Source organism: Spirillospora sp. NPDC048824 (genome assembly GCF_043198455.1).
GTDB lineage: Bacteria > Actinomycetota > Actinomycetes > Streptosporangiales > Streptosporangiaceae > Spirillospora.
In genome coordinates this window covers 152152-176255 of the sequence record NZ_JBICUS010000006.1, presented here as the reverse complement: position 1 = coordinate 176255, position 24104 = coordinate 152152, and the positions used below count along the sequence as shown (strand labels likewise).

Sequence of the window (24104 nt, the reverse complement as noted above, 5' to 3'; positions counted from 1 at the left end):
AAAGGATCCACGGCCATGCGGAGCGGGGATGATCCAGGAGGTCAGCAGGGGCCGCGCACCGAGCGCGGCGCCCGGACCCGGGAACGCGTCATCGCCGCCGCGCGGGAAGTGTTCGAGGAGCGCGGCTTCCTCGAGACCCGCGTCGCGCACATCACCCGGCACGCCAAGGTGGCCTACGGCTCCTTCTACACCTACTTCCCGTCCAAGGAGGCGGTGTTCCTGGAGGTCGCGGACCGGCTCTTCCAGGACATGATCGACCGCGACCTCGTCCCGGTCACCGGCCCGTCCCCCGCCGCGCGCATCCGCCGCGTCAACCGCGCCTACTACGAGGCGTACCGGCGCAACGCGAGGATGATGGCGATCATCGAGCAGGTCGCCACGTTCAACGTGGAGTTCCAGGAGATGCGCCGCAAGCACCGTGCCGTGTCCTGGAGCCGCTCCGCCAAGGCCATCGAACGCTGGCAGAGCGCCGGGATCGTCCCGTCCGACGTCGACCCGGAGATGACCGCCCGCGCGCTCGCCGCGATGGTCGACCACTCGCTGTACCTGTGGCTCGTCCAGGGCGACGAGGACGCCCACACGGACCGCCTCCTGGACACCCTCGACACCCTCAGCATCCGTGCCCTCGGCCTGCCGACCTGACCCCGCCGCCTCGCCCCTGCCGCCTTGCCGCCGCCGACCTCAAGGGAGACTCGTGGAACTCGCCGACCGTTTCAACGTCGAAGACACCCTGCGGGCCCGCGCATGACCGGGCTGGACGCCGCGCTCGCCGCACGCCTCGGCGCGGCCGTGTCGGATCTGGTCCGCCTGTCGGGCGGGGCGAGCCGCGAAACCTGGTCGTTCGACGCGGACGGCCGCCCGCTGATCCTGCGCCGCGACCCGCCCGCGTCCCCCGACCCCGAGGCGATGGCCCGCGAGGCCGCCCTCCTGGCCTCCGCCGCGTCCGCGGGCGTCCCCGTCCCCCACCTGGTCGACCACGGCCCCGACCTGGACGGCTCCCCCTACCTGATCATGGAACGCCTGTCCGGCGAGACGATCCCACGCCGCCTGCTCCGGGACGAGCGCCTCGCACCCGTCCGGGGCCGCCTCGCCCGCGACCTCGGCGCCATCCTCGCCCGGCTCCACACGATGTCACCCGTCCCGGGCCTGCCCGACGACGACCCGCTCACCGCGCTCACCGCCTACTACGAGGAGTTCGACGAACCGCGTCCCGCCGTCGAACTGGCCTTGCGGTGGCTGCACGAGAACCGCCCGCCCGCGTCCGGCCGCCGCACGGTCGTCCACGGCGACTTCCGCAACGGCAACCTGATGATCGACCCGTCCGGCGTGACCGGCGTCCTGGACTGGGAACTCGCCCACACCGGCGACCCGGCCGAAGACCTCGGCTGGCTGTGCGTGAAGGCGTGGCGCTTCGGCTCCCCTCACCCCGTCGGCGGCTTCGGCCCCCGCGAAGACCTCCTGGACGGCTACGCCGCCGCCGGCGGCACCCCGCCGACCCCTGAGGAACTCCACTGGTGGGAGGTCTACGGCACCCTCCGCTGGACGATCCTGTGCCGCCACCAGGCCGAGCGCTACCTCAGCGGCACCGACCTGTCCATCGAGTACGCCGTCCTGGGCCGGAAGGTCTGCGAACAGGAACACGACCTCTTCCTGGCGTTGGGCCTCACCGAACCGATGACCGTCCAAGACCCGCTGAAAACGGCCCCCACCCCGGACAACGCGCCCCATGACCGCCCTGGCGCGTCCACCCTCATAGACGCCGTCGCCGCGTTCCTGATCCAGGCCGAGCAGCCCGACGACCGCCTCCGCTTCCACGCCCGCGTGGCCGCGGCGGCCCTCGGCATAGCCCGCCGGGAACTCCTCCTGGGCGAAACCCACAAGGCCGCGCACCTCGACCGCCTGCGGAAGCTGGACTGCGAAACCGACGCCGACCTGGCCACGGCCATCCGCGAAGCCACCCTCGACGACCGGCGGGACGACGTCGTGGCCGCGGTACGCGCCTCGATCATCGACAAACTCACCGTCGCCAACCCCGCCCACCTCTCCCTACCCGGCTAAGCTCCGTGGACGGCCGGACAGTCAAGTTCACTATCGAATGACGAACTTGGAAAGGCGTCGACTCGGCCCCGTCCGCGCTGACTATGCACGCACCTCGGTGAAGGGGTAGCCGATGGTGTCGAGTGTTTCGGTCAGGGAGGCGAGGTCGGTGTGCGGGTTGATGCGCCGGACGAGGTCGGTGGTCAGGGGGCGGTGTTCGAAGACCTCCCCGACGGCGGCGGAGTCGAGGGAGACCTCGAAGTAGTCGGTGGCGTAGGCGCGGTAGGCCTCCGGAGTGCCCTCGGCCAGGAGGCCGAACAGCCAGTCTGATCCGTCGGGGTCTGTGCTCTGCTCCTGCGGTGGGAACTCGATGTCTCCGGTTCGCCAGGCCGAATCGTCATGCAGGCGCCACAGGCAGACCGTGGCCGCCAGGAACGGTTCGGTGTCCCCGTGATGGCAGAAGGCCGGTTCGGTGGCCTGCTCGGCGAACTGCTCCGGGATCGACTCGACCAGGCCGGGCCAGAGCTCGTAGTCCTCGTCGGCGTAAGGGCTCATCGGGGACTCGTGGTCGAACCCGCGGATGAAGGCGCCGGCGGGGGTGAAGACGATCGAGTACTCGTCGCCGCTGCCGTTGTCCATCGAGGCGAGTTCCTGGTGTCCGGCCCACCGGCTGTCGAAGGTGTAGGTGGCGTGGCCGTTCGGGCTCAGGATCGCGTCCAGGACGGCGAAGGACCGGCTCAGCGTCCGGACGGCCGCGATGGAGGGGAGCCGGTGGGCGAGATCTGTGGCGGTCATGGCCGCATTCAAGCAGTCGCGACCGACGAACGGCCTCGTGATCGGTTCGCCGGCCTGTGACCGGCGCGATCTGGACAGGACGGTTCATCGTTCGGGCGGCGAACCAAAAGGTGGTTTGGTGCATCTATTCCTTTGACACCGTGTTCAACAGGAGGAGGGCACTTTGCTCCGTTCCGTCCCGGTTCTGGCCGTTCTCGTGGTCGCGGGTGCGCTGACGCTCAGCGGATGCCAGAGCAACTCGTACTCGTGCAGCAATGGCGAGTGTCACGTGACCGTGTCCGGTGCCGGTCAGACTCTCGATATCAACGACACGAACGTGACGGTCACAGAGATCACCGACCGGGGAATGACGGTGTCGGCGGGCGGTTCGGCGCCGACCGAGATCCCCGTGGGGCAGAGCGCCGAGGTCGGGGGCGTCCAGATCAGGGTCACATCGTCGGACGGGCAGAAGGTCAAGTTCGACCTGAAGTGATGATCCGGTGATAGTCCGGCGGCGGCCAGGGGGAGGGCCGCCGCCGGATTCGTTTGCTTGATGTGCCCAGGGGCCTCTTTTCGCGGGGGGCGATCATTCCCCTCCCTGCCTGACCAGGTGATTCGTGCCGTGTGAGGGGTTTGTGAGCGGGGGGCGGCAGCCTCGGGGCATGAGTTACGCGTTTCAGGCCGATGGCCTGGTCAAACGATTCGGGAAGACGACCGCGCTCGCGGGGGTGGAACTGGCCGCGCGGCCGGGGACGGTACTCGGCGTCCTCGGGCCCAATGGCGCCGGGAAAACGACTGCGGTCCGGGTCCTGGCGACGCTGCTGCGGCCCGATGCGGGAAGGGCCGAAGTGTGCGGCCTGGACGTGGTCCGGGACGCGGCCAAGGTACGGGAACTGATCGGGCTGACGGGGCAGTACGCGTCGGTCGACGAGGACCTCACCGCGACGGAGAACCTCGTCCTCATCGCGCGGCTGCTCGACATGCGCAAGACGGAGGCGCAGGCCCGGGCGGCGGATCTGCTGGAGCGGTTCGAGCTGACCGGGGACGCCGGGCGCCGCGTCTCCACCTACTCCGGCGGGATGCGGCGCCGGCTCGACCTGGCCGCGAGCATGATCGGCAGACCCGCCGTGATCTTCCTGGACGAGCCGACGACCGGCCTCGATCCGGGCAAGCGGGAGGAGGCGTGGCGGCTGATCCGGTCGATGACCGACGGCGGCGGGACTGTCCTGCTGACCACGCAGTACCTGGAGGAGGCGGACGCGCTCGCCGACGAGATCACCGTCATCGACCGGGGAACGGTCATCGCGGCCGGCACGCCCGCCGAGCTGAAGCGGATCGCGGGCGGCCAGACGATCACGGTGCGGCCGCGTGACCCGGCGCGGCTCATCGAAGTCGCCGCGATCTTGAACGCGGTGTCGGGACGGGAGGCCGAGTCGCTGCGCAGGGACGTGATCAGCGTGCCGGTCACCGGGGACGGGGAGCACGTGTTCGCCGAGGCCGTCCGGCGCCTGGACGCCGCCGGAATCGGCGCCACGGAGCTGTCGCTCCGGCTGCCCAGCCTCGACGAGGTGTTCTTCACCCTGACCGGCCACCGCACGGAAGAAGAGGAGGCGGCGGCATGAGCGACATCGTTCTCGAATCCGGCCTGGCCGTGCGGGATGAGGCACGTCCGAGGCGCCGTCACCGGCTGGTGCGGCACAGCCTCCTGCTCGCGGGACGGAGCCTGACCAAGACCAGGCGCAACCCCGGGCTGCTCCTCGACGCGCTGTTCATGCCGATCATCTTCCTGCTGCTGTTCGTGTACCTGTTCGGCGGCGCGGTGTCCGGGTCCACGCAGGAGTACCTGCGCTACATCTTCCCCGGCGTGCTGGTGATGACCATGCTGCTGGTGGGGATGCTGTCCACCGGGCTCAGCATCAACACCGACGTCAAGAAGGGCGTGTTCGACCGGTTCCGCAGCCTGCCGATCGGACGTTCCGTGCCGCTCGTCGGCAACGTGCTCGGCGACCTGATCCGCTACGTCGTCGCGGCGGCCGTGCTGTTCGCCACGGGCTACGTGCTGGGTTTCCGGGTGGAGACCGACCCGCTGTCGGCGGTGGCGGCGGCCGCGCTGGCGACGGCGCTGGGCTTCTCGCTGGGCTGGATCAACGTCCTCATCGGGGTCCTGATCAAGGAGGAGGTCGTCGTGCAGACGGTGGCGTTCCTCGGGATCTTCCCGCTGGCGTTCGGCACGAACATGGTCGTCCCGGCGGACACGCTGCCGGGGTGGCTGCAGGCGTGGGTCGAGGTCAACCCGGTCAGCGACGCCGTGGACGCGTCGCGGGGACTGCTGACCGGCGGCCCGGTCGCCGATCCGGCGGCGATGACGCTGCTGTGGTCGGCGGTGTTCCTCGTCGTGTTCTGCCCCCTGGCCGTGTACACCTACCGGCGCCGGAGCTGATCGTCCAGCAGGGCGAGCGCGCCGGGGACGTCCAGTCGTCCGCCGCGGGCATGGGCGGCCCGGTAGGCGTGCTCGCCCAGCGCCCGGCTCAGCGGCCGGGTCACGAGCACGACGTCGGGGTTGTGCGCGTTGGGTGCGCCGCGCAGGACGGACACGGCGCCGAGGATCTCCGCCGCGGTCTCCGGGTCGGCGGCGGCCCGCAGCCGGGCGATCGCGTAGCCGGCGACGGCCGCGATCGGGATGTCGGGCGCGTCGACGGCGAGGGTGAGGGCGTTGCGCAGGTGCCGCCGCGCCGCGTCCGGGTCGTCGCGGTCGATCGCCATCTGCCCCCGCGCCGTCTCCAGCAGCGAGCGGTACTGCGGATAGGACGGGACGCGGTCGAGTTCACGTCCGGCGGCCGCGTAGTGCTCAAGCGCCTCGTCCACGGAACCGGCGTGGCGGGCGAGGTCGCCCAGGGCGAGCCGCACGGACACCAGGTGGCGGGACGGGGTGCCGGCCCCCGGGACGATCATCGCGGCGAGTTCGTCCCGCGCCCGCTGCACGTCGCCCAACCGGGCGCGGGTCACCGCGAGCATGACCCGCTGCATGACGGCGCCATTGTCCTGGCCCAGTTCGCGCAGCAGCTCGATCGATTCCTCCAGCGCGGCGACGGCCTCGCCGAACTCTCCCCTGACGGTCCGCCCCTCGGCCATGAAGACGAGCGCGAGTGAGAGGCCGACCCGTTCCCCGGCTTCGCGGAATCCGGCCTGGGCGACGGCGATGTCGGCGTAGGCCTCGTCCATTTCGCCGCTGTTGCCGTTGAGCATCGCCCGCATCAGATGCAGCATCGCCCTCGTCCACGGGTCGCGCTCGGGCAACCGGCGATCGATCGCCGCCACACCACGCGCGGTGTCGTCGGTGAGCAGCGCGATGGCGGGATCGATCAACGCGGCGAGAGGATGCGCCGAGTCCCGGCCCTTCTCGCCGATGAACGGGTCGTCACGCGCGCCGCCGCCGGCCATGACGGTGTTGAACAGGTAACCGCCCAGCGCGACCGCCTCCGCGTCCTCCGGGACGGGTTCCGGGCGCGGTGCCTCCAGCGCGAGCCGCAGCCTGCGGGCCGCCTCGGCGTGGTCGCCCAGGATCATCCAGAACGTGGCCAGCGCCGCACCCAGGCGGACGGCCGACCCGCCGTCGCCCGCCTCCACGGCGTGGTGCAGCGCGGCGACGAGGTTGTCGCGTTCCGCCGCGAGGAGGAAGAACCACTCCGGCTGCTCGGGGCGGCGGAGATGCGGCTCGGCCCGTTCCGCGAGGTCCAGGAAGCACGCGAGGTGCGCTGCGCGGACCTCGCCGGTCTCCCCCGCCTCGGCCAGCCGCTCCCTCCCGTACTCGCGGATCGTCTCCAGCATCCGGAACCTCGGCTCGGCACCTTCGACGACCTGGAGCAGCGACCGGTCGGCGAGGGAGTCCAGGACGTCGAGGGCGTCCGGGTGGCCGGTCACGCGGGCGGCGCTCTCCGGGGTGATCGTGCCGGGGAACACCGACAGCCGGGCGGCGAACCGGCGTTCGGTGTCGTCCAGCAGGTTGAAGCTCCACGCGACGACGGCGCGCAGCGTCCGGTGCCGGGACAGGGCCGCACGGTTTCCGCCGGTCAGCAGGCGGAACCGGTCGTCGAGGCGGGCGGCCAGCTGGTCCAGCGACATCGAACGCATCCGGGCCGCGGCCAGTTCGATCGCCAGCGGCAGGCCGTCCAGGCGGCGGCAGATCTCGCCGATCGTCGCGACGTTGTCCCCGGTGACCGTGAACCCGGGCCGGACGACCTGGGCGCGTTCGGCGAACAGCTCGACCGACGAGGACGCCATACCGGACTCGCCCTCCTCGGGGACGTCCAGCGGCGGCACCGGGCACAGCGCCTCACCGCCGACGCCGAGACGTTCCCGGCTCGTCGCGAGGACGCGCAGGCTGGGGCAGGTGCCGAGCAGGTCGTCCACCAGGCGGGCCGCCGCCTCCACGACGTGCTCGCAGTTGTCCAGGACGATCAGCGTGTCGTCGGCGGACAGCGCCTCGACGAGTTTGGTGCCGTCCCGCAGGCCGAGCACGTCCGCCACGGCCCGGGGCACCTCTTCGGGATCATCGACCGCCGCGAGCTCCACCAGCCACACCCCGCCTGGGAACCGCCCGGCCAGCTCCGCCCCGACCGTGGTCGCGAGCCGCGTCTTTCCCGACCCCCCGGCCCCGACGAGCGTGACGAGCCGCCCTTCCCAGAGCCGCCGCGCGATCCACGCGCGCTCGTCCTCCCGGCCGACGAAGCTGGTCGGCGGCACCCGCAGATTCCCCCGCGCCCGCTGCCGGGGGACGGCCCGCAGCACGGCCAGGTAGGCGTCCTGCAGCTCGCGCCCCGGATCGGTGCCCAGCTCCTCCGCCAGGACGCCCCTGAACTCCTCGAACAGCGCCAGCGCCTCGGCGGACCGCCCCGCCCGGTGCAGCGCCTCGACCTGCAGGGCGCGCACCCGCTCACGCAACGGATGCGACGTCGCCAACTCTTCCAGCTCCGCCACCAGGGGTCCCGGCTCGGCGCCGACGGCGAGCTCGGCGGACACCCGGTCCTCGATCGCCGACACCCGCAGCGCCTCCAGCCGGACGGCCGCCGCGTCCGCGAACGGCACACCGGCCGCATCCGCCAGGGCGTCCCCGCGCCAAAGGCGGAGGGCTTCCCGCAACTGCGAGACCGCGAGCTTCGCGTCCCCTTCCCTCAGCGTCCTGCCGCCGTCCCTGGCGAGCCGCTCGAACTCCGAGGCGTCGACGGCCTCGGCGTCCAAGGCGTAGCCCCCGGGTACCGACGTCAACCGTCCCGCAGGCAGGCACCGCCGCAACCGCGAAACGAGCGCCTGCAACGCATGCACCCGATCCCCCGGCCCGCCGTCCGGCCAGACCGCCTCAACGAGGGCGTCGACGGTGACCGTCCGCCCCGCCTCCAGCGCCAGCCTGATCAGCAGCACCCGCAACCGTGCCCCGCCGACCACGACGTCCTCACCCCGGTCCGTCACGACCAACGGCCCAAGGACCTCAACCCGCATACGTACATAGTGTCAGCGGCGGCACAGGAGTTCGGTGACGCGGACGAACCCGTCCTTCCCGTGCCCCATGCCGATGACCCGGCGAGCCAGGCCCTCGGCGGCTCGCATGACACCGGCGTCTATCCCGGCCCGTGGGCCTCCGAGGTGTGGATGATGTGGAGCTAGAGAGCGTGAAGGGGCGGGAACGATGACGAACTTTCCCAAGTGGAGCGATGTGCGAGCCGATGTCGTTGCGGGCGCCGGTGGCGAGCAGGGTGTGGCCGAGGCCCGCAGGCGCAATCAGGCGTACATCGATGGGCACCGGCTCGCGGAGCGGCGCAAGGCCATCGGCCTGTCGCAAAGCGAGGTGGCCGACCGGATGGGTGTGACCAAGAGCCGCGTGTCCCAGATCGAGCGGGGCGAGGTCTCCACCGTCGACGCCGTTGCCCGCTACGTCGAGGCCCTCGGCGGCCTACCTGTCATCGGCAGAGTTCGGGCGGTTCACGATCGTGCTTTCGACTGATCACACGCAGTCCCAGTAGAAGCGCCCCTCGCACGCGTCAGGGCTCACAAACGCGTAGCCGGTGCCACCGCCGAAGTTCAGCGCGTACGGCTCGCCGTCCCATCCCTCCATGCCGTGGATCTGGAAGAAGAATCGCCATGGCGACGGCACCTCTATCCGGGGTTGCCAGAAGTTGGGCCTGCCTCCGATGTAACTGCGCGGCGAGAAGACCTCGGTATCCGGAAGATCAATGAATTCGCCGCGACGTTCGGCTTCCCATTGGGCGATCTCTTCTTCCAGCACCCATTCCTCGGCCGGATCCAGCAGGGACGTCGCGATGAGCAGCTCGACCGGCACGTGTTCGTCCCAACTCGCGCCGCGCCGCCATAGCGAGGGACCGGTCTCCGCGTCGGTGACGGTCAGGAACTCGGGGATCCGGCCACCGGGCTGGACAAGCAGTGCGTTCTCCCCGCCCTCGGCCTTAAAAGAGGACACGGTGCCGTCGTTATCGGTGACGAACAGGTAGGCCATCCGCTTCTCAACACCCGGGACCGGGAACTGGCCGACGAACATCATGGGGGTGCCGTACGCGGCGGACAACGGCCAGTGGCAACCGTCCGACCACACCGGTTGCCCACCCAGTTTCGCAAGCGGATCGCGGATCGGCGACGCCGCGGGCCGGAAGGTCATCTGCAGGCGTGGTGAAAGCCATGCGTCACCCGGACCAGAGGCGTCGTGGAACTGTTGCCGCAAGCCCGCTTCCCCGTTTCCGCCCACTGTTCCGTCCCCCAGAGCATTCGACGAGAGTCGGCAACTCTACCTGCCGGTGAACGCACGCGGTTCTCAACAGGTGCTCGCCGCGAAACGGAACACCGCGCTCAAGAGGAGCCCGAAATTGCGACGGCGCCGGCGGACGGAGCGCCGAGACGGGGTGGCCCAACTACCGTCCGGCCTGCGAGTGGCCGGTCCAGGACGGCACATCGCCTGGGGACGCGGCGCGAGAGCGGCGCGGAGTTGGCGAGCCAGGTCGTCGGCGGTCCTGGCTTCGACAAGCCGGTCGGGAAGCAGCGCCCAAAGCGAGCCGCTGAAATCCCCGTACCAAAAGCACACGCTGGGGAAGGAGCGGCGCAGGTCGTCAAGCGCCCGGTCAATGTCGACGTCCAGTCCCAGGTGCTCCAACCGGACACCGGGAGAGGCGACGTTCACCGTGATACCTCCGGTGGCGCGCTCCAGGTAGCGGGGTACATGCGGTGTTTGAGGAGGCCGTCGACCTGATCGGCGGCGTACTTGGTGTCGCCGCAGGGCGCCAGGTAGCCATGCTTGCCACGTCCGGCCTGGTAGTAGCCCCAGGTGCCACCGGGGACGGCGTGGACGGTGACGGCGACCCGGACATGATCGTCCACCCCGAATGCGAACACCCACAGGACGGGCGGACGGGTGGGCAGGTCGTCGGCCTGATAGAGCTTGACGCACCGGTATCGCTTGGCCTGGGCCGCAACGGTGAGCAGGTCCAGGTAGCGGATCGCAGTGGAACGCCCGCGCAAGGTCCGCCACCGAAGGACGTGATGCTGGACGTTCAGCGGGCGCAGCGAGCCCATGTCACCTTGCCTTCCTCCTCGAGCGGGCGGGCGCCCCAGTCGTGGACGAGTTCGGCCACGAGCAGAAGGCCGCGTCCGGTGACGGCGTCGTCGTCCGCATGTCCGATGACGGGGAGTTCCGGCCCCTCGTCGCACACCTCGATGACGCTGAGAGGCTCGCCTGGGTCGGGCTGGATGCGGACGACGATGTGCCCGAATCCCACGTGCTGGTAGCTGTTGGTAACCAGCTCGGTAACGACGAGGCGGCCGACGAAGTCGTCGGCGTGCCCGAGTTCACGAAACCGCTCGGTCAGGTAGCGCCGCGCCAACGCGGGCGCCCGATCATTCGGCTCCAGGACAAGCGCCGGCCTCTCCGGCGCCAGAGCAGCGGGTGGCATGACCCCTCCGTGTGGACGGTGGTTGATCTCGGATGGGCCCTCCATGACAAACCGGAAGAACCCAATGAAATCACTCTCTGTTATCGATTGGCAACATTCAGCCACAGGGAGGCGTAGGATCCTGTGTTAGTGGCGTAGCAGTACCGAATCGCTCACATTCACTGTCTGGACCGTTTGCACACCGGTAGGAGACGCGATCTCGATGCAGAGCAGGATCAAGCCCGAGTTTCTGAGCTTCGGCGCGGAAGTCAGGCGCCTCCGCAAGGCCGCCGGTCTCAACCAGCAGCAACTCGCCGACCTGGTCAATGTGACGCGCAGCTACATCACTCAGGTCGAGGTCGGCCGGACGCGCTGCCGTCGGGACTTCGCCCTGCGACTCGACCGTGCGCTTAAGTCCGGCACGACTCTCGTCGAAGCCTGGGACGAGCTACTAGAATCGATCAAGTCCGACAAGTACCCCCAGCACTTCGCCAGCTATCCGAAGGCCGAGCAGTCCGCGATCATGGTCCGCGCCTATGAAGAGCGACTGGTCCCCGGGCTATTGCAGAGTGAAGCTTATGCTCACGTTCTTTTGAAAGACGAAGACGCAGTAAAGAACAGGATGCGACGGCAAGAGATTCTGCACAGAAACCCCGCCCCGATCATCTCTATTATCATGGACGAGACGGTTCTCTCACGCGAAGTTGGGGGGCCGGAAGTCATGAAGGAACAACTGGAACATCTATTTGAGCTGTCTCTAAATGGAAGAGTCCAGCTGCAAATTGCGCCAATCCGTTACATAAGAAATGTCTGGGGATCATTTCATATCGCAACCAGGCCCGACCACAGACAGGTAGCGTACGCGATCAAAGCATGGGGAGGAGAAACCACGACCGATCCAGATGAGATCGCCACGGCAAACGAAACCTTCGTGATCCTGCAATCGGAAGCACTGAATGTAAGGGATACGCGTTCCCTGATTAGAAAGGTAATAACCGAACGATGGACATGATTGATGCAACGTGGCGCAAGTCTTCTTTTAGTAGCGAACAAGGTGACGCTTGCGTCGAAGTTGCAATGGCTGTAAATATCATTGCCATCCGCGACAGCAATGACCCCGGTGGCCCCAAGCTCATCATGAACCGCAGCGACTTCCGGCGCTTCACTGAGATCCTCAAGGACCTATAGCCGCATCACGAAGACTTACGCTCGACCGAACCTGGGGCGTGTTCCGGGTTTCCCGCACGCCGCACGTGCCGGACTGGCAAGGGTGTTTCGCGCTGCACCGGTTCCGTCACTCCGCGCTCAGGACCACGATCGTCGCGCGCGAGGACTTCGCCTTCTGCCCAGAGGTGCGGCCTGCTGGAAATCCGCGACGAGCACCACGGCGGCGAGGACGAGCGGGCCCGGGCGTGGAGCCCGGTGGGTTCGGTGCGGAACGGTATCGCGGGAACGGGCGTCCAACCTCGGCCAGGTGATGATCGTGATACGACCGGCCCTGTATCTGATCTCCGCGTTCATATTCCTTTTGGGGCTGATGAGCCTCTATTCGGCGAACGCGGGGGGCGATGCCACCGCCAACATGGTGGTCCCTTTCAATCTTTTCGGGGCCGGGGTGGTGTTGCTCGGTGTGGGCCTGCTTCCGCCGCGCTGGAAGGGAGAGCCGCGGCGCGGAGAGATCGATATCGACGGCACACCGGCCGCCGCGCTCGTCTTCCCCTTCATGCGCAGGCCGCTGATCGCCTGGACGGGCGCTCTGACGTTGTTGGCGTTGGCCGCGATGTACGGCTTGGCAGCGGCGTTGATCGTAGGGGGGCTTGCGCAGGTGGCGGGGGCGGCGATCTTCGTCGCGCTGCTCACATGGGGTGCGGTGGCAGCGATACGCACGCTTCGGTCCCCGAAGCATGTGGCGCTGACACCGGAGTCGCTGTCCTTCCGGGCGCCCGGCGGCCGTCTCGACGTGCAGTGGGTCGATATCGAGGAGATCGGGCTTGTCGTTCGCGGCATGAGATTCCGGTGCTGGATCGAACTGCGTGCCGGGGCACCCGTTCCGTTCCGTGACGGTGACGTGCTCAAGACGTATCGGGTCGTCGGGGCGGACGTCCTGGAGCTGAGCTGGCTGACCTGCCATCCGAGGCGGGTCTTCACCGAGATGGAGTCCTTCCTGGAACGGGCCGCCCCAACCCGATGAACTCCTGAAGCATGGCCGAACCACCCGGGTCAGAAGCTTGGGCCGTCCAGGTGGGGCACGTGTTCTAGGGCCTGTCCCGTGATCATGTGATCGGACAGCCAGACCTTAAGGGGTTGGGGGACACGGGGCCGAGAAACTGCGAACGTGCGCGGATGCTAGTTTCCTTCCCCGTGATGGAACATCAGGACGACACCCGGGCGGCCTACGACGGGGTCGTCGAGCTGTATGCGTCGATGTTCGCTAATCAGTTGGAGACGCAGCCGTTCTCGCGGAACATGATCGGTACCTTCGCTGAGCTGGTGCGCGGGACGGGGAACCTGCGGGCAGTCGACGTCGGGTGCGGGCCTGGACATCTGACGGCCATGCTGCACGATCTGGGGCTGGACGCCTTCGGGCTCGACCTCTCCCCGGGCATGGTCGACCACGCCCGGCGGGCCCATCCGGCGCTGCGGTTTGATGAGGCGCGGATGGAGGCCCTGCCGGTCGAGGACGGCGCGCTCGGCGGCGTGCTGGCCCACTACTCGATGATCCATACCCCTCCTGGGGATTTGCCCGCGCTGCTCGCCGAGCAGGTGCGTGTGCTGGCACCGGGCGGCCTGCTCCTGGTCTCGTTCTTCGCGACCGACGGATCGGAGCCGGTCCGCTTCGACCACAAGGTGACGCCCGCCTATAGCTGGCCAGCGGACCGGTTCGCCGAGTTGCTGGCCGGGGCCGGGCTCCTCCCGTTCGCCCGGCTGCTCCACGACCCGGCCTCCGAGCGGGGCTTCCTCGACGCCCACTTGCTGGCCCGCCTCCCCTAGATCGTGCCCGTGGCCTTTGGGGGCGGTTTGGTGTAGATCATCCATGTGGATGAGGAACGTCTGAACTACGGCCACGCCGTGGCGTGACCTGCCGCCCTGTTATGGCAGGTGGAAGACGGTCTACAACCGGCATCGCCGGTGGTCGCTGGATGGGACGTGGGAGCGGATCCTGGACGGGCTGCGGGCGGGCTGCGACGAGGTCGAGGGCGAGGATTGGACGGTCAGCGCGGACTCGACTGTGGTCCGCGCGCACCAGCACGCGGCCGGGGCACGGCACGCTCCGGCCGTCGACCTGCCTTCAAAGGGGCTTACAAAGATCACGAAGTGACGTCGGCGGGTCGGGAGGCCCTGGGACGGTCACGGGGCGGGCTGTCCACGAAGATTCACCTGGTGGCCGATCGGCGGTGCCGACCGATCAGCCGGATCCTCACCCCGGGCCAGCACGCGGACTGCCCGAAGTTCATCCCGCTGCTGAAGTCCATCCGCATCCCGCGCCGTGGCCCTGGACGACCCCGCAACCGGCCGGCCAGGGCGATGGCCGACAAGGCCTACTCCTCTCGCACCAACCGCCGCTACCTGCGCAAACGCAACATCAAGGCCGTCATCCCGATGAAGAAGGACCAGGCCGCCAACCGCACGAGACTCGGCTCCAAAGGCGGCAGGCCCCCGGTCTTCGACCGGGAGGCCTACAAAGAACGCAACACCGTCGAGCGCTGCGTGAACAAACTCCGCCAGCATCGTGCCGTGGCCACTCGCTACGACAAACGACAACGCATCTACCAGGGCACCATCGACGTCGCCTCGATCCGCATCTGGCTCCGCGACCCCGTCACATGATCACGGGACACGGCCTAGGGCGGCCAGGTCTTCGGCGTCCAACCGGATGCTGTCGACGGCCAGGTTCTCTTCCAGGTGCGCCACCGAGCTTGTGCCGGGGATCAGGAGCATGCGGTCGTAGTGGGCCAGCAGCCAGGCGAGCGCGATCTGGGACGCCGAGGCGTTGTGCTTGGCGGCCACTGACGCGATCGATGGATCGGCGGCGAGCGCCTTCGGGCCGCCGGTGAACGCGGAACCCAGGGGGTAGTAGGGGACGTAGGCGATGCCGTGCTCGCGGCAGAGGTCGACGACCGGCTCGTCCGTGCGGTTGGCGATGCTGAACGCGTTCTGCACCTCGGCGATCGGGGTGATCTCCAGGGCGGCCTTGACGACGTCGGCCGAGGTGGTCGAGAGGCCGATGAGGTCGAGCTTGCCCTCGTCCCGCAGGTCGGTCAGGGCGCCGAGCTGCTCGGCGAGCGGGACGGTGTCCGGTTCGGGGCCTCCGACGCCGAAACGCATGTTCACCAGGTCGATGCGTTCGAGCCGCAGGGTGCGCAGGTCCTGCTCGACGGTCGCCCGCAGCTGTTCCGGACGGGACGCCCGGACCCATCCGCCTTCCGCGTCGCGGGCGCCGCCGACCTTCGTGGCGATGACGAGGTCGTCCGGGTAGGGGTGCAGCACCTCGGCGATGAGTTCGTTGACGACGTCGGGACCGTAGGGCTGCGCGGTGTCGATGTGGTCGACGCCGAGTTCGACGGCGCGGCGCAGCACGGCGCGGGCCGCGTCCGGGTCCTTGGGCGGGCCGAGCACCCACGGGCCGGTGAGCTGCATCGCGCCGAAGCCGATGCGCCGCACGGTCCTGTCGCCGAGCCGGGAGGTCTGAGTGATGGTGGTCATGCGTCGACTATGCGGGCGTGTGCGCCGTCCCCACGAGTGGCGGCGGCATCCTGGGACGCGCAGACCCACCCAGCCGGGCACGTCCGGCGCATACCGTTGGAGCATGGCCAAGAACGATGAGCTGCGGGAGTTCCTCCGCACCCGGCGGGCGCGCGTGCGGCCTGCGGACGTGGGCATCGAGACCGGCGGCCGGCGCCGCGTCCCGGGCCTGCGACGCGAGGAGGTCGCGATGCTGGCCGGCCTGAGCCTCGACTACTACGCCCGCCTTGAGCAGGGCCGCCGGCACCTGCAGCCGTCCGATCAGGTGCTGGACGCGATCGCCCGCGCCCTGCGGCTGGCCGAGGTCGAGCGGCTGTACCTCCACAACCTCGTCCGGTCGACCGTCGTGCCCAAGCCCGACGAACTTCGGCTCCCGCCCCTCGACGCGGGCATGCGGCTGATGCTCGACAGCCTCCAGTTCCCGGCGATCGTCGTCGACTCGCGCGGAGACGTCCACGCGATGAACCGCATGGGACGGGCGCTGCTGGTGGGACTCGAACCGATGCCGTCCGAGGCGGCGAGCCACCCCCGCTGGCTGTTCCTGCAGCCGGCGGCGCGCGATCTCCTGGCCGACTGGGAGATGAACGCGCGCGTGAGCGTCGGGGTGCTGCGGGAGGCCGCGGGCCGCTACCCGCGCGACAGGCGGCTGCACGCGCTGATCGGCGAACTGTCCGTCGCCAGTCCCGAGTTCCGCAGCTGGTGGGCCGAGCACGACGTCGACGTGCGTTGCCGCGGCCCCAAGCGGTTCCACCATCCCGTCGTCGGCGACCTCGTCATGCACGTTGAGGCGCTGCAACTCCAGGACGGGGAGCGCTGGCTCTACACCTATGCGGTGGAACCCGGATCGCATTCCGCGGAGGCGCTCCGGCTGCTCGGCACGTGGGCCGCGACACAGGACGCCGAGGAAACGGACGACCAGGCCGAACTCCCGCGCTCCACCCTCCACGCGTCCAGCGAGTAGCGGCAGCGCCACAGACGGCACCACCCGGTGAGCGGGTGTCAGGGGCGGTGGGACGTGTTGAGGCGGGCGGCCTGGCGGGTCAGGTGGGCGCGTTCGGCGAGGTTGGGTGCCTTCTGGGCCGCCTCCGCGTAGAGCCGTGCCGCCGTCGTCAGGTTGCCGTCGCGTTCGTGGAGGTAGGCCGCCACCGCGGTGTGGCGGGGCAGCGAGTCGTCCAGGGACGCCAGCGCCGCCAGGCCGGCGCGGGGGCCGTCGGCCTCTCCCACGGCCACCGCGCGGTTGAGGCGGACGACCGGGCTGTCCGTCAGGCGCACGAGTTCGTCGTACCACTCGACGATCTGCACCCAGTCGGTCTCCTCGGCGGCCTGCGCGTCGGCGTGGAGCGCCGCGATGGCCGCCTGGGCCTGGTATTCGCCCAGGCGGTCACGGGCGAGGGCCGCCTGCAGGATGCCGATGCCCTCGGCGATCGAGTCGGTGTCCCACCGGCGGCGGTCCTGCTCGGCGAGCGGCACCAGGCTGCCGTCGGACGCCGTGCGGGCGGCGCGCCGGGCATGGTGGAGCAGCATGAGGGCGAGCAGGCCCGCCACCTCGGGGTGGTCGATCGCGGCGGCGAGCTGCCGGGTGAGGCGGATGGCCTCGGCGGCCATGTCCACGTCGCCGGAATAGCCCTCGTTGAAGACCAGGTAGAGGACGCGCAGGACGGTCGCGACGTCGCCGGGCCGGTCGAACCGCACGCCGGAGACGGTGCGCTTGGCGCGGCTGATGCGCTGCGCCATGGTCGCCTCGGGCACCAGGTAGGCCTGGGCGATCTGGCGGGTGGTCAGGCCGCCGACGGCGCGCAGCGTGAGCGCGACCGCGGACGACGGCGTCAGCGACGGGTGGGCGCACAGGAAGTAGAGCTGGAGCGTGTCGTCGCGCTCGGGTGCGGGGCCGGGCGGCGGCTCCTCGTCGGCGGTGTCCTCACGCCGGCGGCGGGCCGCGTCCGCGCGGGCCGCGTCGAGGAACTTGCGCCAGGCCACGGTGACCAGCCAGCCCTTGGGATCGCGCGGCAGGTCGTCGGGCCAGACGCGGATCGCCTCGACCAGCGCGTCCTGGACGGCGTCCTCGGCCGCGGCGAAGTCGGCTCCGCGGCGGATGAGGATCGTCAGGACGTTCGGCGTGAGGCTCCGGAGCAGAACCTCGTTCACCCGAGATGACAGTCTGTGACGTCGGGCTGCGCGGTCAGGAGCGGCCGGACCTCCAGCCACTCGTGGATCGGCTCGCCGCCCGCCCCGGGAGCGGCCGACAGCTCGCCGGCCAGCTCGATCGCGCGCTCGTAACTGTCGACGTCGATCACCGTCCAGCCGGCGATGAGGTCCTTGGTCTCGGCGAACGGGCCGTCGGTGACGGGCGGACGGCCCTCGCCGTCGTAGCGGACCCACACCCCCTCGGGCGCGAGCGCCCGGCCGTCGACGTACTCGCCGTTCGCCTCCAGGCGGGAGGCGAAGTCCTCCATGTACTTCACGTGGGCCGAGATCTCCTCAGGCGTCCACTTGTCCATCGGCACGTCGTTGACCGAGGCGGGAGCGCCGCGGTAGTGCTTGAGCAGCAGGTACTTGGCCATCGTGATTCTCCTAAGTGCTGGTGCCACCCTCGTGCTCGCCCTCACCACGGGGACGAAGCCGGTCACGGGTTCTCGACATCGCCGTCCCGACCATTCTGGCCCTCTGGACGAGCCGCCTCGCGTCCGCAGCGGCCCGCGCCCTCAGCGCCGACCTCTCATCGTGCGGCTCATCCGATGTTCCATGCCGCCGAGCCCGTGTGTCAGTCTGTCGGCGTGATCATGGTGCGGCGGGTGTGGCTGATCCGGCATGGGCAGAGCGAGTCGAACGCCGGGCTGCCGACGAACGGGCCGGCAGCCTCTCCGCTGACCGCCCGCGGACGGGAGCAGGCCCAGCGGATGGCCGCGGCGTTCACCGCGCCGCCCGCCCTCATCGTCGGCTCGCCGTTCCTCCGCGCACAGGAGACCGCCCGGCCGACCGCCGAGCGGTTTCCCGAGGTGCCCTACGAGGAATGGCCCGTCCAGGAGTTCACGTTCCTGGGCGGGTTGCATGCGCCGAGGACCACGGGGGCGCAGCGGCGGCCCCTCGCCGACGACTACTGGGAACGACTCGACCCCGATTACGTCAACGAAGGTGACGGAGAGTCCTTCCGTGCGCTCATCACGCGGGCCCGTGCCTTCCTGGAGCGCCTCGCCGACCGTCCCGAGGACGGCCTGATCGCGGTCTTCTCGCACGGCCTCTTCATGAAGGCCGTGATGTGGTCGCTGCTCACCGGGGTCACCGACCCCGACGTGGCGGCGATGCGGGGCTTCCGCCATTTCAACGGCACGTGCGTCGTCCCCAACTGCGCCGTCGTCGAGCTGTGGCGTCCGAGCGGGGAGTACGGGCTCCGCGTCGTCGTCTGCGGCGGCACGATGCATCTGGCCGAGGCGTCCACGACTCAGGAGACCACTCCGTCCGCACACCTGGATTAGGTGCACGGGGCCGGTTCGCGGGCCGGGCGATAGACTCCTTTGTGCGGATGGTTCACCCGTGCCCTGTGGGGGTCCGGGTGTCGTAAGAGGGAACCCGGTGTGATTCCGGGACTGCCCCGCAGCGGTGAGCGGGAACGACCGCCGTCATCACGCACTGGGCCACGCGGCCTGGGAAGCGACGGCCAGTAGGACGCCTCGGAAGAGGCGGTGCCCGCGAGTCCGAAGACCTGCCTCCGCCCGCGCACCGGCCGGTGCGCGGTGGTCTGCGGCCTCGTGGGACGGTCTGCGGCGCGGGGTTCGCCGTGCGCTCGTCCTTCCGAAGGCCGCCTGTGGCACAGCGAGGGAAGCCGCCATGAGCACGACCATCCTCGGATATCCCCGAATCGGGGCCCGCCGGGAACTGAAGTTCGCCACCGAGGACTACTGGGCGGGACGCGCCGACGCCGACGCGCTCGCGAAGGCCGGCGCCGAACTGCGCGCGACGGTCTGGAACGAGTTGCGCGACGCCGGCCTGGACGCCGTCCCGTCGAACACGTTCTCGTTCTACGACCAGATGCTCGACGCGAGCGTGCTGGTCGACGCCGTCCCGGACCGGTACCGGCATCTGACCGGGTTCGACCGCTACTTCGCGATGGCGCGCGGCGTCCAGGACGTCCCGCCGCTTGAGATGACCAAGTGGTTCGACACGAACTACCACTACATCGTCCCGGAGCTGGGGCCCGGCACCAGGTTCCGGCTGGCCGAGGGGGCGGCGGCCAAGCCGCTGGCGGAGTACCGGGAGGCCAAGGCGCTCGGCGTCGAGACGCGGCCGGTGCTCGTCGGCCCGCTGACCTACCTGCTTCTGGCCAAGCCCGAGGCGGGCGCGCCCGAGGGGTTCCGTCCGCTCGATCTGCTCGACGGGCTCGTCGACGTGTACGCCGAGGTGCTGGAACGCCTGGCGGGCGCGGGGGCGGAGTGGGTGCAGCTGGACGAGCCCGCCCTGGTCGCGGACCGCAGCGAGGAGGAGATCGGCGCGCTGGCGCGGGCGTACGCGCGGCTGGGGCGGCTGACCAGCAGGCCCCGGCTGATGGTCGCCACCTACTTCGGGACGATCGGGGCGGACGCGCTGCGCACCCTGGCCGGCGGCCGGGTCGAGGCGATCGGCCTGGACTTCGCCGCCGGGCCCGGCAACGTCGACGTGCTCGCCTCGGTCGGCGGGCTGCCGCGCAAGACGCTCGTGGCGGGCGTCGTGGACGGCCGCAACGTGTGGCGCGCCGACCAGCGGCGGGCCAGGGCCGTCTGCGCGTCGCTGCTCGGGCTCGTCGACCAGGTGGTGGTGAGCACGTCCTGCTCGCTGCTGCACGTCCCGATCGACCTGGACTCCGAGACGTCGCTGAACGGCGGCGTCCGGGGCCGGCTCGCGTTCGCCCGGCAGAAGGTCGCCGAGGTCGTCGCGCTCGGCCGGGCGCTGCGCGAGGACGTCCCGGCCCCGGCCGACGCGCCGGCGCCGGCCGCGCGCGTCGACCGGGCCGTCCGGGAACGGCTGGGGTCGATCGGCGACACGCGCCGCGGCGACCGCGCCGCCCGGTTCGCCGCCCAGCGGGACGCCCTGGGGCTGCCGGAACTGGCCACGACGACGATCGGTTCGTTCCCGCAGACCCCCGAGATCCGCCGGGCCCGCGCCGACCGCCGCGCCGGGCGTATCACCGCCGACGCCTACGAGCGGGCGATGAAGGACGAGATCGCCCGCGTCATCGCGCTGCAGGAGGACCTGGGGCTGGACGTCCTCGTGCACGGCGAACCCGAGCGCAACGACATGGTGCAGTACTTCGCCGAGCAGCTCGACGGGTACGCGGCGACCGAGCACGGGTGGGTGCAGTCGTACGGGTCGCGGTACGTCCGGCCGCCGATCCTGCACAGCGACGTCGCGCGTCCCCGTCCTATGACGGTGGAGTGGGCGACGTACGCGCAGTCGCTGACGGACAGGCCGGTGAAGGGGATGCTGACCGGCCCGGTCACCATGCTCGCCTGGTCGTTCGTCCGGGACGACCAGCCGCTCGCCGACACCGCCCGGCAGGTCGCGCTCGCCCTCCGCGACGAGATCGCCGACCTGGAGGCGGCCGGGATCAGGATCATCCAGGTGGACGAGCCCGCGCTGCGCGAGCTGCTGCCGCTGCGGGACGCCGACCGTCCCGCCTACCTGGACTGGGCGGTCGGCGCGTTCCGCCTCGCCACCTCGGGCGTCACCGACACCACGCAGATCCACACCCACATGTGCTACTCGGAGTTCGGCGAGATCATCGGGGCGATCGGGGCGCTGGACGCCGACGTCACCAGCGTCGAGGCGGCCCGCTCGCACATGGAACTGGTCGGCGACCTGCGCGCCGCCGGGTACGAGAACGGCATCGGGCCCGGCGTGTGGGACATCCACTCCCCGCGCGTCCCCGGCGCCGGGGAGATGGAGGAGAACCTGCGGCGCGCGCTGCGGGCCGTCGAGCCGGCGCGGCTGTGGGTGAACCCCGATTGCGGGTTGAAGACGCGCGCCTACCCGGAGACGGAGGCGTCACTGCGGAATCTGGTCACGGCGGCGCGGCGCGTGCGGGAGGACGTGGCCGGCTGACGGGTTCCACGTGGTCTGACCGTCCCCCCCGTACGGTCAGACCACGTGGACGTCGTCCAGCGCCTCGCAGAGTTGGACGACCTGCTCGCACGCCTCGGTGATGTCGGTGACCGGAAGTCCTCCGCTTTCGCCGGAGCCGGCGCGCCAGCGGAACATCGCGTCCTCGCACCACACCTTCAGGTCGCCGTACCCGGACAGCCCGCAGACGCCGAGCTCCTCCTCGGGCGTGAAGCCGTCGATGCCGCGCTGGACGAGCAGCGAGTGGAGGACCTTCGCGGCCTGTTTCCCGTCGACGGCCCGGCCGCTGCGGCGGCCGCGTGCGATGCGTGTGCGCGGGATCGGCAGGGCGAACCAGGTCGCCTTCCCGCGGACGGACGGTGAGCTCAGCCGGGACCGGGTCGGATGGTGCCCCCACCGGCCCTTGGCGAGGATGTCGATGATCTCCAGGCCGCGGCCGTGGTCGAGCCTTTCGGCGGGGCGGTCCTCGTGGGAGGCCCGGCCGCCGTCGCGCCAGTCCCTGAGCGTGTCGAACGCCTTGACGACCAGTTCGTCGTGGCCTCGTCCGTCGCCGCGCTGGTAGACCCAGAGTTCGGCGACGGGAGGCCGCTCGCCGGACGTGGCGTGCTGCAGGACGTTCGTGGCGAGTTCGCTGACCATGAGGGTGACGTCGTCGACGTCCTGGACGGACAGCCCGAGCGCGGGCAGCAGACCCGCGACATGGCCCCGGGCCACGGCGGCGATGGACTCGTCCCCGGGCAGGGGGAGCGCGGCGCAGCCGCCGTTCTCCAGTCTCCAGGGAATCCCGCACATCGTCGCGGTCTTCGTCATGACGCCCACCCTCAGAGTTCGCGGAGTCATTCATGATTCAGACATTCGCGACATGAACCTTGATGGTTCGCGACTCGCTATGTGTGAATCACAGATCCAAGCTTCGCACATTCCGGGGGGTAAGGCCCGGCACACCACAAAGGTCACCCAAGCGCAGTTGAGACGTTCACCGAATGCCCCCTAAGGCATACAAAACGCATCTCCCCGCGGCGATCTGAGCGTGTACCGGCGGAGGCGCGACCGGCCGGCGCCGGCGCTGTAGCGTTGACGACGCCTGAGAGAGGGCCGCACACATGAAGATCCCCCAGGGGTGCAGCCCTGGGGGATCTGGTGTGCGGCCCGGTCAGCGGTCGTAGCGGCCCGCACGCACATCGTCGAGGAACGATGCGAACGTGGACCGGGCGACGACGTGCGCCCCGGCCTCCGGTGTCCTGCTGTCGCGCAGCCCGGTGGCCGTCTCGAGGTCGGCGACCTCGACGCACCCCCCGTTGCTGCTCGCGCTGGCGGTGGCCTTGAACCACCGTGCCTGAGAGAGGTCCATGTCGGTCTGCTCCAGCGTGTCGGTCTGCTCCAGCGTGTCGGTCTACTCCAGCGTCGTGATCAGTTTCTCCAGGTGTTCCGCGGTGCCGGCGGTGCTCAGCGCCGCCTCGCGGATCTGCTCGAAGATGCGGTCATGTGCCTCCACTTTGCCGGGGTCGTCGATCTGGTCGATGGCGGCATCGTTCTCCAGGAAGACCATGGGCGGCTCACTGCCGGGGAACCGGAAGATGTTGACCAGCGTCGACATGCCCGGGTGCAGGCCGTCCGACAGGCGCAGCAGCCTCAGCTCGACGTTCTGCCTCCCGGCCATGGACAGCAGGTGGCGGAGCTGGGCTCGGCGGTCCCCCGCGTCGCCCCACTCGTACATCAGGGACGCCTCGGTGACGAGCGCGACCAGCTTCGGCGCCGTCCCGTCGTCCCGGTCCAGGGCCTGCTGCCTCCGCAGCCGTGCCCGCAGCGACCGCTCCCGCCACTCGGGCGGCTTCGATCCCGAGCTCAGCAGCGCCTGCATGTACGGCAGGGTCTGCAGCAGCCCCGGCAGCACCAGCGGCATGACCACCCGGATGTCCGACGCGTCACCCTCGAAACCGGGGAACTCGTTGTCGAACACTTCCGGGTAGTCACGCCACCAGGCCCGCTGCCGCGCGCGCGTCGCCAGCTCTTCGAGCTCGTCGAGATCGCTGCCGCCGTAGATGCGCGCCAGGTCGCGGATGTCGCTGAGCTCGGGCCGCACCCAGGTGTTGGCCTCGAACCGCCCGACCTTGCCCCGACCCCAGTTCAACCGGTCGCAGACCTGGTTGGCCGTGTATCCCGCCTCGACGCGCAAGTCCCTCAAGCGGCGTGCCAGCCCCCGCTTGGCGACGGTGGCCCCGTACGCGTCGCTCACAGGAACCACCTCCCTTGACATACGGCCGGCATCATCATACGCCTTCCGAATTTGTGAATCACAGATCTGTCGGGGAGGAACCGGCGTGATCGAACTCGCCGTTCCTGACGCCGTCCAGGAAACAGGCCCACTCGTGCTCGTCGAACACCGAGACGAGGTCGCCTGACGTGCGCAAAAGGGTCCACTCGCCGACGAAAGCGACCTCGATGACGCCTTCGTCACTCTGCGAGCGCTTCCAGTCCAGGGTGTCCGGGTCGACGCCCAGTTCCTCCACGGACGGCTTCTTCATCTCT

Annotated in this window: 27 protein-coding genes, 1 pseudogene and 1 riboswitch; of the genes and pseudogenes, 15 read left to right on the top strand and 13 right to left on the bottom strand. The window is 69.9% G+C overall.

Features of this window, described 5'->3' with window-relative positions; all coding sequences use genetic code 11:
- Nucleotides 1–15 precede the first annotated feature (15 nt).
- Nucleotides 16–642, top strand: coding sequence for a TetR/AcrR family transcriptional regulator (locus ACGFIS_RS14040; protein ID WP_392911097.1), 627 nt, complete (start codon nucleotides 16–18; stop codon nucleotides 640–642).
- A gap of 102 nt (nucleotides 643–744) precedes the next feature.
- Entirely contained in the window at nucleotides 745–2058 is a 1314-nt protein-coding gene (locus ACGFIS_RS14035; RefSeq protein WP_392970981.1) for a phosphotransferase family protein, read from the top strand.
- Between the two features lie 81 nt (nucleotides 2059–2139).
- On the opposite strand, the gene ACGFIS_RS14030 is transcribed toward ACGFIS_RS14035, so the two are convergent.
- Nucleotides 2140–2832: a hypothetical protein gene (locus ACGFIS_RS14030; RefSeq protein ID WP_392911093.1), complete on the bottom strand. Its 693-nt coding sequence runs from the start codon at nucleotides 2830–2832 to the stop codon at nucleotides 2140–2142.
- A gap of 316 nt (nucleotides 2833–3148) precedes the next feature.
- On the opposite strand from ACGFIS_RS14030, the gene ACGFIS_RS14025 reads away from it, so the two are divergent.
- The 3 genes from ACGFIS_RS14025 to ACGFIS_RS14015 all read left to right on the top strand — a co-directional run bounded on the left by ACGFIS_RS14025 (nucleotide 3149) and on the right by ACGFIS_RS14015 (nucleotide 5251).
- On the top strand, nucleotides 3149–3304 hold the full coding sequence (locus ACGFIS_RS14025; RefSeq protein ID WP_392970978.1) for a hypothetical protein: 156 nt from the start codon (nucleotides 3149–3151) through the stop codon (nucleotides 3302–3304).
- A 169-nt stretch (nucleotides 3305–3473) separates the two neighbouring features.
- The gene (locus ACGFIS_RS14020) at nucleotides 3474–4433 is read left to right on the top strand and encodes an ATP-binding cassette domain-containing protein (RefSeq protein WP_392911089.1); all 960 of its coding nucleotides are present in this window, start codon (nucleotides 3474–3476) and stop codon (nucleotides 4431–4433) included.
- Nucleotides 4430–5251: an ABC transporter permease gene (locus tag ACGFIS_RS14015; RefSeq protein WP_392911087.1), complete on the top strand. Its 822-nt coding sequence runs from the start codon at nucleotides 4430–4432 to the stop codon at nucleotides 5249–5251. Before ACGFIS_RS14020 ends, ACGFIS_RS14015 begins: the two co-directional genes overlap by 4 nt.
- Here the strand turns inward: ACGFIS_RS14015 and ACGFIS_RS14010 are convergent.
- The gene (locus tag ACGFIS_RS14010; RefSeq protein WP_392970975.1) at nucleotides 5233–8307 is read right to left on the bottom strand and encodes a BTAD domain-containing putative transcriptional regulator; all 3075 of its coding nucleotides are present in this window, start codon (nucleotides 8305–8307) and stop codon (nucleotides 5233–5235) included. The genes ACGFIS_RS14015 and ACGFIS_RS14010 overlap by 19 nt on opposite strands.
- 12 nt (nucleotides 8308–8319) lie before the next feature.
- Complete coding sequence (locus ACGFIS_RS14005; RefSeq protein WP_392911082.1) at nucleotides 8320–8415, bottom strand: hypothetical protein; 96 nt, start codon at nucleotides 8413–8415, stop codon at nucleotides 8320–8322.
- Nucleotides 8416–8494: 79 nt separating this feature from the next.
- On the opposite strand from ACGFIS_RS14005, the gene ACGFIS_RS14000 reads away from it, so the two are divergent.
- Nucleotides 8495–8809: a helix-turn-helix domain-containing protein gene (locus ACGFIS_RS14000; RefSeq protein ID WP_392911080.1), complete on the top strand. Its 315-nt coding sequence runs from the start codon at nucleotides 8495–8497 to the stop codon at nucleotides 8807–8809.
- Here ACGFIS_RS14000 and ACGFIS_RS13995 read toward each other — a convergent pair whose 3' ends face one another.
- The 3 genes from ACGFIS_RS13995 to ACGFIS_RS13985 form a co-directional block, all read right to left on the bottom strand.
- On the bottom strand, nucleotides 8810–9541 hold the full coding sequence (locus ACGFIS_RS13995) for a hypothetical protein (protein ID WP_392970972.1): 732 nt from the start codon (nucleotides 9539–9541) through the stop codon (nucleotides 8810–8812).
- Between the two features lie 449 nt (nucleotides 9542–9990).
- Entirely contained in the window at nucleotides 9991–10386 is a 396-nt protein-coding gene (locus ACGFIS_RS13990; RefSeq protein ID WP_392911810.1) for a hypothetical protein, read from the bottom strand.
- Nucleotides 10365–10763, bottom strand: coding sequence for an ATP-binding protein (locus ACGFIS_RS13985; RefSeq protein ID WP_392911808.1), 399 nt, complete (start codon nucleotides 10761–10763; stop codon nucleotides 10365–10367). The genes ACGFIS_RS13990 and ACGFIS_RS13985 overlap by 22 nt, the downstream gene beginning before the upstream one ends.
- A gap of 202 nt (nucleotides 10764–10965) precedes the next feature.
- Here ACGFIS_RS13985 and ACGFIS_RS13980 point away from each other — a divergent pair, with 202 nt between their 5' ends.
- From ACGFIS_RS13980 to ACGFIS_RS13955, 6 genes and pseudogenes are all read left to right on the top strand, one after another.
- Complete coding sequence (locus ACGFIS_RS13980; RefSeq protein ID WP_392911806.1) at nucleotides 10966–11754, top strand: Scr1 family TA system antitoxin-like transcriptional regulator; 789 nt, start codon at nucleotides 10966–10968, stop codon at nucleotides 11752–11754.
- Complete coding sequence (locus ACGFIS_RS13975) at nucleotides 11745–11930, top strand: DUF397 domain-containing protein (protein ID WP_392911803.1); 186 nt, start codon at nucleotides 11745–11747, stop codon at nucleotides 11928–11930. Before ACGFIS_RS13980 ends, ACGFIS_RS13975 begins: the two co-directional genes overlap by 10 nt.
- Before the next feature lie 286 nt (nucleotides 11931–12216).
- Complete coding sequence (locus ACGFIS_RS13970) at nucleotides 12217–12933, top strand: hypothetical protein (protein WP_392911801.1); 717 nt, start codon at nucleotides 12217–12219, stop codon at nucleotides 12931–12933.
- A 170-nt stretch (nucleotides 12934–13103) separates the two neighbouring features.
- Nucleotides 13104–13733 carry a class I SAM-dependent methyltransferase gene (locus ACGFIS_RS13965; protein WP_392911798.1) on the top strand — a complete coding sequence of 210 codons (630 nt, stop codon included), beginning with the start codon at nucleotides 13104–13106 and terminating at the stop codon, nucleotides 13731–13733.
- 79 nt (nucleotides 13734–13812) lie between these two features.
- Nucleotides 13813–14061: pseudogene (locus tag ACGFIS_RS13960) on the top strand (transposase); the annotation flags it as partial.
- Nucleotides 14058–14570: an IS5 family transposase gene (locus ACGFIS_RS13955; RefSeq protein WP_392970969.1), complete on the top strand. Its 513-nt coding sequence runs from the start codon at nucleotides 14058–14060 to the stop codon at nucleotides 14568–14570. The pseudogene ACGFIS_RS13960 and the gene ACGFIS_RS13955, both read left to right, overlap by 4 nt.
- Here the strand turns inward: ACGFIS_RS13955 and ACGFIS_RS13950 are convergent, their stop codons facing one another.
- Complete coding sequence (locus tag ACGFIS_RS13950) at nucleotides 14571–15446, bottom strand: aldo/keto reductase (protein WP_392911794.1); 876 nt, start codon at nucleotides 15444–15446, stop codon at nucleotides 14571–14573. It abuts the gene before it with no gap.
- Between the two features lie 103 nt (nucleotides 15447–15549).
- Here ACGFIS_RS13950 and ACGFIS_RS13945 point away from each other — a divergent pair, with 103 nt between their 5' ends.
- On the top strand, nucleotides 15550–16446 hold the full coding sequence (locus tag ACGFIS_RS13945; RefSeq protein WP_392970966.1) for a helix-turn-helix domain-containing protein: 897 nt from the start codon (nucleotides 15550–15552) through the stop codon (nucleotides 16444–16446).
- Between the two features lie 38 nt (nucleotides 16447–16484).
- Here the strand turns inward: ACGFIS_RS13945 and ACGFIS_RS13940 are convergent, their stop codons facing one another.
- Nucleotides 16485–17630, bottom strand: a complete 1146-nt coding sequence (locus ACGFIS_RS13940) for an RNA polymerase sigma factor (protein ID WP_392970963.1) — start codon at nucleotides 17628–17630, stop codon at nucleotides 16485–16487.
- Nucleotides 17627–18046, bottom strand: coding sequence for a YciI family protein (locus ACGFIS_RS13935; RefSeq protein ID WP_392911786.1), 420 nt, complete (start codon nucleotides 18044–18046; stop codon nucleotides 17627–17629). Before ACGFIS_RS13935 ends, ACGFIS_RS13940 begins: the two co-directional genes overlap by 4 nt.
- Before the next feature lie 219 nt (nucleotides 18047–18265).
- Here ACGFIS_RS13935 and ACGFIS_RS13930 point away from each other — a divergent pair, with 219 nt between their 5' ends.
- Both ACGFIS_RS13930 and metE read left to right on the top strand, forming a co-directional pair.
- On the top strand, nucleotides 18266–18958 hold the full coding sequence (locus ACGFIS_RS13930) for a histidine phosphatase family protein (protein ID WP_392971254.1): 693 nt from the start codon (nucleotides 18266–18268) through the stop codon (nucleotides 18956–18958).
- 31 nt (nucleotides 18959–18989) lie between these two features.
- Nucleotides 18990–19208: riboswitch (cobalamin riboswitch) on the top strand.
- 102 nt (nucleotides 19209–19310) lie between these two features.
- Entirely contained in the window at nucleotides 19311–21557 is a 2247-nt protein-coding gene (gene metE, locus ACGFIS_RS13925) for a 5-methyltetrahydropteroyltriglutamate--homocysteine S-methyltransferase (protein ID WP_392970960.1), read from the top strand.
- A gap of 36 nt (nucleotides 21558–21593) precedes the next feature.
- Here metE and ACGFIS_RS13920 read toward each other — a convergent pair whose 3' ends face one another.
- The 4 genes from ACGFIS_RS13920 to ACGFIS_RS13905 form a co-directional block, all read right to left on the bottom strand.
- Nucleotides 21594–22385, bottom strand: coding sequence for an ATP-binding protein (locus ACGFIS_RS13920; protein WP_392970957.1), 792 nt, complete (start codon nucleotides 22383–22385; stop codon nucleotides 21594–21596).
- 343 nt (nucleotides 22386–22728) lie between these two features.
- Nucleotides 22729–22926: a DUF397 domain-containing protein gene (locus tag ACGFIS_RS13915; RefSeq protein WP_392911778.1), complete on the bottom strand. Its 198-nt coding sequence runs from the start codon at nucleotides 22924–22926 to the stop codon at nucleotides 22729–22731.
- A gap of 42 nt (nucleotides 22927–22968) precedes the next feature.
- Nucleotides 22969–23811: a helix-turn-helix domain-containing protein gene (locus tag ACGFIS_RS13910; RefSeq protein ID WP_392911776.1), complete on the bottom strand. Its 843-nt coding sequence runs from the start codon at nucleotides 23809–23811 to the stop codon at nucleotides 22969–22971.
- Between the two features lie 58 nt (nucleotides 23812–23869).
- On the bottom strand, nucleotides 23870–24100 hold the full coding sequence (locus tag ACGFIS_RS13905) for a hypothetical protein (RefSeq protein ID WP_392911773.1): 231 nt from the start codon (nucleotides 24098–24100) through the stop codon (nucleotides 23870–23872).
- Nucleotides 24101–24104: the final 4 nt, after the last annotated feature.